A 1763-nucleotide genomic window follows, 5' to 3' on the forward strand; every position below is an offset into this window, starting at 1 on the left:
GCGTTCCCGCCGGCGGGAGCGTGCGCGCATTGCAGCGCCCGCGACGGCTACGAGCAGGTAGCGCTCTCGGGAACGGGGACGGTCGAAGCGGTCACGACGATTTCGCAGGGCGGTGCGCCCCCGGAATTCGTACCACAGCAGGCCCGCGCCGGCGAGTACGCCAGCGCCATCGTCGCCTTCGAGGGGCCCGACGACGGCGCGGCCAGCGCACCCGTACAGGTGGTGCTCTCGGACGACGACGCGCCCGAAATCGGGGACGAGGTGGTCGCGGTGAAGCGCGTCCTCTACGACCAGGAGGACGTACGCCGGTACGGCGTGAAGGTCGTCCCGGTGGACGCGAGGCGCCCGTGACTTGGCCTGACGGCCGGCGGCAATAGCGAACCGCCCCTCGGGCGTCGAGCACTCGCGAATCCGCAACGTGTTTGGGTGCGGGGCGGCGTAGGAGGTGAGGGAATGACGCTACTGAGCGCCGACACGGTGGTCTGTGACGCCGAGCGCGCCGTCAGCGACGGCGCAGTGGTCGTCGAGGACGACCGAATCGCGGCGGTCGGAGACCGCGAGGAACTGCTGGACGCCTATCCGGACCACGAGCAGGTCACGTGCGACGTGCTCGCGCCGGGCCTGGTCGGCGCGCACATCCATTCGGTGCAGAGTCTCGGGCGCGGCATCGCGGACGACGAGGAGCTGCTGGACTGGCTGTTCGACCACGTCCTCCCGATGGAGGCCGACATGGACGCAGCCGAGATGCGCGCGGCCGCTGACCTCGGCTACCTGGAACTCGTGGAGTCGGGGACGACGACGGCCATCGACCACCTGTCCGTCGCGCACGCCGACCAGGCGTTCGAGGCCGCGGGCGATGCCGGCGTGCGAGCGCTCATGGGGAAGGTGTTGATGGACAAGGACTCCCCCGACGGCCTCCAGGAGGATACGGACGCCGCGCTCGCCGAGACTGAGCGCCTCATCCAGCGATACGACGGCGCGCGCGGCGGCCGCATCCGGTACGCCGTGACGCCGCGGTTCGCCGTCTCCTGCACGGAGGCCTGCCTGCGGGGGTGCCGGGAGTTGGCCGACGAGTACGGCGTCCGCGTCCACACGCACGCCAGCGAGAACCGCGGCGAAATCGAGGCCGTCGAGGCGGACACCGGCTACCGGAACGTCCACTGGCTGGACGAGGTCGGCCTCACGGGCGAGGACGTGGTACTCGCACACTGCGTGTGGACCGACGAGACGGAGCGCGAGGTGCTCGCGGAGACGGGGACGCACGTCACGCACTGCCCGTCGTCGAACATGAAACTCGCGTCGGGCGTCGCGCCGATCCGGGACTACCTCGACCGCGGCGTCAACGTCGCGCTCGGCAACGACGGCCCGCCGTGCAACAACACCCTGGACGCGTTCACGGAGATGCGGCAGGCGAGTCTGCTCGGGAAAGTGGAGGAGTTGGACCCCACCGCACTGCCAGCGCGGACCGTCTTCGAGATGGCGACGCGGAACGGCGCGACGGCCGCCGGCTTCGACGACGTCGGGGAACTCCGCGAGGGGTGGCGGGCGGACGTCGTCGGGCTGTCGACGGACAACGCGCGGTCGACGCCGATTCACGACCCCTACTCGCACCTGGCGTTCGCGGCGCACGGCGACGACGTGACGCTGACGATGGTGGACGGCGAGGTGCTCTACCGGGACGGCGAGCACGTCCGGATGGACGCCGAGAGCGTCCGCGAGCGCGCCCGGGAGTTCGCCGCGCGGCTCTGAGCGCACCGCACTCC

2 protein-coding genes are annotated in these 1763 nt (G+C 71.2%); both read left to right on the plus strand.

What is annotated here, in order from left to right; translation table 11 throughout:
* Positions 1–351, plus strand: a 351-nt coding sequence (locus tag GRX66_RS18715) for a Zn-ribbon domain-containing OB-fold protein (RefSeq protein WP_394351550.1), incomplete at its 5' end; no start/stop codon positions are given.
* Between the two features lie 102 nt (positions 352–453).
* Positions 454–1749 (plus strand): 5'-deoxyadenosine deaminase, encoded by a 1296-nt coding sequence (locus GRX66_RS18720; RefSeq protein WP_159527817.1) that lies wholly within the window; start codon positions 454–456, stop codon positions 1747–1749.
* Positions 1750–1763: the final 14 nt, after the last annotated feature.

This window comes from Halobacterium bonnevillei, assembly GCF_009831555.1.
Lineage (GTDB): Archaea > Halobacteriota > Halobacteria > Halobacteriales > Halobacteriaceae > Halobacterium > Halobacterium bonnevillei.

Bases quoted from the DNA above. Each gene is read 5' to 3' on its own strand.
- GRX66_RS18720 (WP_159527817.1), top strand. From the start codon at position 454: ATGACGCTACTGAGCGCCGACACGGTGGTCTGTGACGCCGAGCGCGCC.